The following is a 470-nucleotide window of genomic DNA, read 5'->3' as shown; positions in this document are numbered from 1 at the left end:
AGGCGTGAGTTTCGTTCATTGCGAAAGGCCAGTTGTTCAATGGTCTGGGTCGCGTGCTCCGCCTCTTCGCGGGCCTTGAGGATCACGCCGTGTTGAGGCGACTTGCTGCACACCGGGTCGGCGTTGCTCGCGTCACCCGTGAGCATGAACGCCTGGCAGCGACAGCCGCCGAAGTCCTTTTCCTTCTCGTCGCATGAGCGGCACGGCTCGGGCATCCAGTCGTAACCGCGAAAGCGGTTGAAGCCGAACGAGTCGTACCAGATGTGCTGCATGCTGTGGTCGCGCACGTTGGGAAACTGCACCGGCAGCTGTCGGGCGCCGTGACAGGGCAGGGCGGTTCCGTCCGGCGTCACTGTCAGAAAAATACTGCCCCAGCCGTTCATGCAGGCTTTCGGGCGTTCTTCGTAGTAGTCCGGCGTGACGAAAATCAACTTGCACGGATGACCTTCGGCTTCCAGTTTGGCGCGGTA

At 61.3% G+C, this 470-nt stretch carries 1 protein-coding gene; it reads right to left on the bottom strand.

What is annotated here, in order from left to right; all coding sequences use genetic code 11:
• Positions 1-470, bottom strand: a 470-nt coding sequence (locus NPS56_RS31005; RefSeq protein ID WP_274078176.1) for an SPASM domain-containing protein, incomplete at both ends; no start/stop codon positions are given.

The sequence above is a fragment of the Pseudomonas putida genome, assembly GCF_028682635.1.
GTDB lineage: Bacteria > Pseudomonadota > Gammaproteobacteria > Pseudomonadales > Pseudomonadaceae > Aquipseudomonas > Aquipseudomonas putida_AE.
The sequence above is the reverse complement of the archived record's forward strand: the minus strand, read 5'-3'. Positions and strand labels throughout refer to the sequence as shown.